Here is a 6,976-nt window from a genome sequence, read left to right on the forward strand (position 1 = left end):
CCCGCCTTCCGCATGCCCTCCGTCGCCGAAGCTGCCCCCGGTTTGTGATGGGCTCCGGGAGGCGGGTCGGGCTTCACCTGGAAGCCGGCGATGCACATGCCACGTTGGGCCAGCCGGATCACACTCGTCGTGGAGGACGTCCGGTTCCAGCGTCTCCAGGACATCACGGAGGAGGATGCGATCGCTGAAGGTGTAGAGACAGAGCGGTGCTGCGGCGTTCCGAGCGACGCCTGCGGGGTGTATCTTGGGGGCTGTTGCGGGCAGCCGGAAGCGATGGAGCCAGTCGAGGCATTCCGCCAACTCTGGAACAGCCTGCACGACAAGCTTGGTGAGCGGTGGGAGGACAATCCGGAGATCGTGGCGCTGACCTTCGTCGTCCATTGCTGCAACATCTACAAGCTGGCGGCGGAGGTAGCGCATGCCTGATGATCTGTTTTCCTTCGCGGCAGGCCATACGGACCGCCGCAGCCGAACCGTCCAGCTTCGTCGTGGTGACCGTCACGCCGGAGCCGACCGGTTACGGAGCCGCCGTGCGCAAAGTCCCCTGGACCGCTGCCGCCAGCCACGAGTCCAGCGATCCCGAGGTCATATCCCGCCGCACTCTGCGCACCTGCCGGGCGCAGGCCGTGGCCGGCTGCCCGTCGCAAACGCTACGGCGTGAGACCGCCTGAAGCTCACGGATTATCTCGCGCCTCGACCGTTGGTGTGACAGTGCCCCACGGCTTCTGTAATGTAGGCGAGGTTGTTGGAGAACCGCCTGCCCGTGCGTCCTCGGCGTGATGCGATGCACGTTCGGCGGCGCTTTGGGACCGGAAAACGCCATTGAACGTCGAAGAGAAGAACGTGCCTCACGCTTTCTACAGCCATCGGGCTTCCGTTGTCGTCCCTTGTCGCAACGCCGCTTCCTACATTCAGCGCACCTTGAACAGCGCCGTGGACAGCATCGCCGCCCATGTTGGAAAGAGTTGCGATTCGACGTCGGATTTCCGGATCGTTGCCGTCGATGATGCGTCCTCCGACGACACCGCCGACCAGATCGTTGCCTTCGCGGCCACGAGCCCGGTCGAGGTCCTTCTCGTCCGCAACTCGGACAACCGGGGTGCCAGCGCCAGCCGCAACACGGGTGCGGCGCAAGGACGCCCGCAGTATCTGTTCTTCCTCGACGACGACGACGAGTATTTTTCCGATCACGTCGGCCTCTGCATCGAGGCGCTGGACCGCGACCCGGAGACCGGATTCGTGCGCACAGGGGTGGAACTGGCCGACCCGGTTCATCCAAGCTGGTATGGTGCCATCCGCAACACGCTGGTCATCAACCTGTGCGTTCGCATCGAATGCCACCGCTTCATCGGCGGATTCAGCCCGGACCCGAACCTGCGGACGTGGCAGGTCGAGGATGCGCTTTATTCCAGCCTGCTTTCCGACAGTTTCAGGCACCGGATGACCGACCATGTGACGGTTCGCTACACCCGCCGTCCCGGCAACGCCTTCGACCGCCAGTATGTCCGCTTCTGCCAACCGCCGGAGGCGAACATCAATGTCCTGAGCCCAGAGGAGGAAACCGTTCGTCCGCAGGTTCTCGACCGTCAGGGACGGTACGCCGCCCTAACCCGGCATCGGACGGACGTGCTCCAGCGCTGCTTCCAGCCGTCCCGGCCGGGTTGACATGCTGGCTATCTCGCCTTCGGCGCCGCGGCGATCCGGCGCGCGGTCACGCTCGATCCCGGCAGTTCCGGCATCCTGGTCAACGCGGCCCTGCTCCGGCATACGCTGGGCGACGGGGCGGCCAGCGTGCGGTGGAACGCGGGCCCCCCAAATTTAAAGCGGAGCTTAGCGCCCCGCTATCCCTCCATCCACCACGGGCCGGAACTGGATCACCTTCGCCATCACCCCCGGCCCGCCGTGCGGCACGAAGAACCGGGTGGTGCCGGAGATCATCTCCTGGATCACTCCGACCTTCTTCAGATCCTGATAATAGTCCCCCCACAACGGCCCCTTCAGTTCGATGCGGGCCTCGCCGGAGACCTTGGCCCGCGCCAGCTTCCAGCCGTTGGCGAGCAGGAGGTCATGACCGGCCAACACTGTCTTGATGGCCTCCTTTGGTGACCAGGGTTTCCCGTAGCTGGCCCCCAGTTTGGCGAGGACCTGACGGATCTGCACCGCCGGGACGACGCGCCCCAGAAGGCGGGCGCCGTCATCGGTCTGTAGCCGATAGACCTTGGGCTCGCCGGTGTCGGCCAACTTGTCCCAGATCGGGAGCAGGATGCCGGAGATGACGTGCATGGCCTCGACCTGGAACGGCTCGCTCTGCCCGACCTCCGCGGCCCAAGCGGACGGTGCCTTCCTGCGGTCCATGAACTCGTAGGTCGCGTGACGGTCATCGATGTGCTTCGCATCGACGTAATGGGTGTGCAGAGGCCCGACGAGCCGGTACTGCGGCACCACGGAGCCGTCCTTGAGGTCGGTGCGGTTGTGCGCCGGGCGGAGGGCGTAGACGCGCCCGGTCCTCCGGTTCTTCACGAACCGGATGATGTCGGGGTGCTTCTCCATCACCTCGTCATAGGTGATGGGGTTGTTCCGGCGCCAGACCTTGAGTTCGGTGTAGGTCGTTTCGGCGCCGGTCCTGGGGCAGGTGTAGACGACGCGCGGCGGCGACATGACCTCGATGCTGTCCGCGATGACGGTCTCCACCCCGACGTTGAGCAAGCCGGCCTCGGCCGCCGCTTCCACGGCCTGATCCAGCCGGGAGGCGAACTCATCGAAGAGGCGGTTCATCGGATCGACGCACATCGACAGCAGGCGGTTCAAGAACTGCTTCACGGTCGGCAGTTTCGCGATGAGGAGGTCGCCTTCCTCGTTCAGCAGCTTCAAGCCCAACTGCCTCTGGAACTCGCCGATGTTGAGGCCGCTGCCGGCGCTCGGCTCCAGCACGACATCACCGGGCTTCAAGTCCGCGAGCCACGCTGCGGCGAAGCCAAGGGCGGGGGGCGTGCTGAACTGGTCGAAGGCCTCGACCTCGTCATCCCGCCGGGTGCGCGTCGGCAGCAGCGCGCCCATAGCCTCCAGGTCGCCAACCCTGACTTGGGCGGACACCAGCCCGACCGTGGGCGCCAGCATGACCCGGAGCTCCAGGATCAGCTTGTTGAGCGCCTGTTCCGCAAGGTCGTAGGCGTCCGCCGTCGTGTAGGTGCCTGCGGCCATGGTGCCGCCGAAGTGCTGGTTGGCGATGCCGATCAGGAATTGCAGGGAGATTTTGGTACCAGCGCCGATATGGGCGGAGAGGTCGGCAAGCTGCGGAGCGCGCACCTGGGCGGAGACGGACATGCGGGTTCCCCATGAGGGCAAGAACGGGGTGTGCCCGGCATCGCGAAACGGATGCCGGGTCAGTAGAGAGGGCGGTGATAGTTGACTTTACGGTGGTGCTGTTGAGTGGACAACGAACACTCAGAGCGAAATCTGAAATTTATGTTTGAGATAAAACGCGCATTTTAAAATGGAAAGTGCTTCACGAGGTGGCTGAGCATGCTTTCATTTTGAGCGTGCACTGCTCGTTAGCGATGATCCGGCCATAGCTGGGTGACGCGCCTGTTCCCGTTTACAAGACGCGGTGGGGCGGGAGGTGTTGGGCTTCTCCTGAAGTTGAGATTGCTCGGCCATGAACTGCTATCCCCGGTGATGTTCAGGTGATGGCTGATGTATTCGCCGCCGCATGGACCAACCAGGAATCGTGGCGAGCCCGGGTAGGCTCTCCTGCTAACCCGGATAATTCACCAGAGCTGAAGCTGGGGCGGCGGGCGCGAGGTTAAGCCGCTGAATTCGTGTATGATTCTGGTGCTGAAGCAGTCTCACCACGGATCAACGGAGTTCACGCCCGCCATGGCCGAGAGTACCGGGGTTCTGCCCGGCTTGTCACCGGTTGCCGGCAAGCCGGTCATCGCCGCCTTCGATGGCGGCCGTCTCACCTCCGACGCTGGCGTCCTGCCGCTGGCCGAGATCGACCGGCAGCTCGGGATCTGCGAGCGCCTGGCGGGCTGCATCGAGGATCCGCGCGCTCCCGAACGCGTCCGGCACACGCTGGCTGAGATGATCCGCTTCCGTGCCCTGCTGATCGCCGCCGGCTACCCGGATGCCAACGACTGCGACACCCTGCGCCCCGGCAAGACGCCGGACGGCACCGAGGTGGCGCTGGTGCTGCGCCACGTCGTGCGCGCCATCCGCGCCCGCTGGCCGCGCGTCGATATCCTGGTGCGCGGCGACAGCCATTACGGCCGCCACGAGGCGATGAGCTGGTGCGAACGCAACCGCGTCGGCTACGTCTTCGGCTTGGGCGGCAACACGGTCCTGCTCAGGCGGGTCGCCGACCTGGCCGAGGATGCCGCGATGGGCCGGCTTGCCGGGGAGGCGGACAAGGTCCGGCGCTTCGGCGAGTTCCGCTACACCGCTCGCACCTGGAAGGTCGAGCGCCGGGTCGTCACGCGCATCGAGGCGTCGGCCCAGGGCACGGACACGCGCTTCATCGTCACCAATCTCGCGGGCACGCCCAAGGCGCTGTACGAGACCATCTACTGCGCTCGCGGACAAATGGAGAACCTGATCAAGGCGCACAAGCTGCACCTCGCCTCCGACCGCACCTCGTGCAGCAAGCCGACGGCCAACCAGTTTCGGTTGCTCATCCACACCGCCGCCTACTGGCTGCTGCACACCGTGCGCGGCTTGGCGCCGAAGGCATCGTTCTGGCGGGATGCCCAGTTCGACACGCTGCGCCTCGGCCTCATCAAGGTGGCGGCGCGGGTCACCGAGATGGTAACGCGCGTCAAGGTGTCGTTGTCCTCCAGCTTCCCCTACCAGGAAAGCCTCGCGATGCTGGCCGCCCGCGCCGTCAAGCTGCCGCCATGACCGCCGGGGCGACGTGCCCCCGAACGAACCTGTCCCCGCAACCCTCCAGCCCCGTCATGCCGCGCCGTTGGCGCCACCCATCGACGCGCCTCCGGGCAGCCGTTCCAAAACGCTGATGAATGATCCGGGCTAAGGGGAGTGATGAGGTGGCAGATCACCCCGGTTGTGAACTGTCAGCACTTGGATGGTTTCATTCTGGACTGCATAACCCGATTCACTACAACTTCTTGAGGGGTTAAGTTTTACCTGACTTCTCCAGACTGAAAACATCATAAAAGAAATTTGGCGCCTCCTCATCAAATGCATATGCGTGTATGCGCGTATGCGTCTAAATAACGCACGAAAATACCAAAATTTATCATGGCTAGAATAAAATATCGTGTATTTTTTTGAGCTTAAACCAGAAGATAATTTTGGAGATTAGTGCCATGGCCGTTAGTATTATTTCCGGTTCAGAAATTTTGGTCAACACGACGGTAACGTCTGATCAGCATCAGCCGTCGGTGACGGTGCTGGCGAATGGGACGCAGTTGGTCACCTGGGCGTCGAACGGGCAGGACGGCAGCGGTTACGGCGTCTACGCCCGCCTGCTCGACGGCCATGGCCAACCGCTGGGTGACGAATTCCGGGTGAACGCCTCCACCGATAAGAGCCAGAGCAATCCCAAGGTGACCGGGCTTGGCAACGGTGGCTTCATGGTCGTCTGGGACGAGGTTGATGCCGTCAGCCAACCCGATATCCGCAACTCCGGCGTCTATGCCCGGTTCTACGATGCCGCGGGCAACGCCGTGGGCAGCGAGTGGAAGCTGGCCGTCTCCTACGCGGCATACTCGGAAGCGGCCCAACTGGCCGACGGCAGCGCGGTTATGGTCTGGCTGCAGAACGGCACGGTCTGGGGTCAGCGCTTCGCCGCCAACGGCACCCCCTTGACCGGAATCTTCAGCCTTGGAATCTCAAACGGGGCTTCTCTCAACGTGACGGGACTGGCCGGCGGTGGCTATGCGGTCAGTTGGACCGACACCATCAGCCAGCCCGGCTACTATGTGGACGTCTACACCCAGGTCTTCTCCGCCAGCAACACCGCCGTCGGCTCCGTTTCGCGGGTCAGCACCTACGGCAATTACAACCAGAGTCAGAACATGGTCGCCGCGCTGGCCGATGGCGGCTACGTGGTCGTCTCGATGTGTGAGGGCGGCCTGGACCTCAGCGGAAACGGCATCTTCGCACGGCGCTACGATGCCCTGGGTCGCCCGCTGGGCGGTGAGACGCGGGTCAACAATTTCGTCGCCGGTGACCAGCAGCAGCCCAGCGTGACGGCGCTGGCCGATGGCGGCTATGTCATCGCCTGGACCTCCGCGGCACAGGACGGCAGCGGCTACGGCGTCTATGCCCAGCGCTACGACGCGGCCGGCAACAAGCTCGGCGGGGATTTCCTGCTGGCGCAGAACATCGCGGGCAACCAAGTGCAGCCTGTGCTGGCCGCCCGTGCCGATGGCGGCTTCGTCGCCGTCTGGGCCGGGCAGGACGGTTCGGGTTACGGCATCCAGATCCGCGAATTCACCCCGAGCGAGGCCGCGCCGGTGTTCACCGCGCAGAGCGTCGGGGTGCAGGCGGGCGAGTCCCTTCTCGCTGCCACACTGATCCATCCCGGCCATGCTCAAGGCGAATCCTGGGCGACGAGCGGACTGCAGCGCATCATCCAGTACGAGTTCATCGACACCAATGCGTCGGCGGCGAGCGGTCATTTCGAGTTGAACGGTGTGGTCCAGGCTTCTGGACAGACCATCGCCGTGACAGCCGACCAACTCGGCACGCTCCGCTTCGTCGGCGGCAGCGCCGCCGCTTCGGACGCCATCCTTGTGCGCGTGTCGGATGGGGTGCGCTGGTCGGACTGGGACATTGCCACCACGCAGACCTTTGCCCCAGCCACATCGTTCGTGTCCGGCCAGGAAAGGGCAGTGAACCCCACCGTGGTCAACGATCAACTGCTTCCCTCGGTGACGGTGCTGGCGAATGGGACGCAGGTGGTCACCTGGGCGTCGAACGGGCAGGACGGCAGCGGTTACGGCGTCTACGCCCG

6 protein-coding genes are annotated in these 6,976 nt (G+C 64.3%); 5 read left to right on the forward strand and 1 reads right to left on the reverse strand.

The features are described from left to right. The first annotated feature begins 90 nt into the window (after positions 1 to 90). The 3 genes from DXK32_RS31280 (at position 91) to DXK32_RS31285 (ending at position 1,665) form a co-directional block, all read left to right on the forward strand. The gene (locus DXK32_RS31280) at positions 91 to 426 is read left to right on the forward strand and encodes a hypothetical protein (RefSeq protein WP_114862064.1); all 336 of its coding nucleotides are present in this window, start codon (positions 91 to 93) and stop codon (positions 424 to 426) included. Then, positions 426 to 671, forward strand: a complete 246-nt coding sequence (locus DXK32_RS32495; RefSeq protein ID WP_162801435.1) for a hypothetical protein — start codon at positions 426 to 428, stop codon at positions 669 to 671. The genes DXK32_RS31280 and DXK32_RS32495 overlap by 1 nt, the downstream gene beginning before the upstream one ends. A 151-nt stretch (positions 672 to 822) precedes the next feature. Continuing rightward, positions 823 to 1,665, forward strand: a complete 843-nt coding sequence (locus tag DXK32_RS31285; RefSeq protein ID WP_114862065.1) for a glycosyltransferase family A protein — start codon at positions 823 to 825, stop codon at positions 1,663 to 1,665. A gap of 165 nt (positions 1,666 to 1,830) precedes the next feature. Here DXK32_RS31285 and DXK32_RS31290 read toward each other — a convergent pair whose 3' ends face one another. Further along, positions 1,831 to 3,324 (reverse strand): strawberry notch C-terminal domain-containing protein, encoded by a 1,494-nt coding sequence (locus DXK32_RS31290; protein WP_114862066.1) that lies wholly within the window; start codon positions 3,322 to 3,324, stop codon positions 1,831 to 1,833. A 552-nt stretch (positions 3,325 to 3,876) separates the two neighbouring features. On the opposite strand from DXK32_RS31290, the gene DXK32_RS31295 reads away from it, so the two are divergent. Both DXK32_RS31295 and DXK32_RS31300 read left to right on the forward strand, forming a co-directional pair. Then, positions 3,877 to 4,896, forward strand: coding sequence for an IS1380 family transposase (locus DXK32_RS31295; protein ID WP_114862067.1), 1,020 nt, complete (start codon positions 3,877 to 3,879; stop codon positions 4,894 to 4,896). 428 nt (positions 4,897 to 5,324) lie between these two features. Next, the coding region (locus DXK32_RS31300; RefSeq protein WP_432612373.1) for a hypothetical protein at positions 5,325 to 6,976 on the forward strand (1,652 nt) is incomplete at its 3' end.

The sequence above is a fragment of the Azospirillum brasilense genome, from assembly GCF_003349955.1.
GTDB lineage: Bacteria > Pseudomonadota > Alphaproteobacteria > Azospirillales > Azospirillaceae > Azospirillum > Azospirillum brasilense_B.

What these genes read in the sequence shown, in the direction of transcription:
- DXK32_RS31280 (WP_114862064.1), top strand. Translation starts at nt 91, where the DNA reads ATGCACATGCCACGTTGGGCCAGCCGGATCACACTCGTCGTGGAGGAC.
- DXK32_RS32495 (WP_162801435.1), top strand. Translation starts at nt 426, where the DNA reads ATGATCTGTTTTCCTTCGCGGCAGGCCATACGGACCGCCGCAGCCGAA.
- DXK32_RS31290 (WP_114862066.1), bottom strand. Translation starts at nt 3,324, where the DNA reads ATGTCCGTCTCCGCCCAGGTGCGCGCTCCGCAGCTTGCCGACCTCTCC.
- DXK32_RS31295 (WP_114862067.1), top strand. Translation starts at nt 3,877, where the DNA reads ATGGCCGAGAGTACCGGGGTTCTGCCCGGCTTGTCACCGGTTGCCGGC.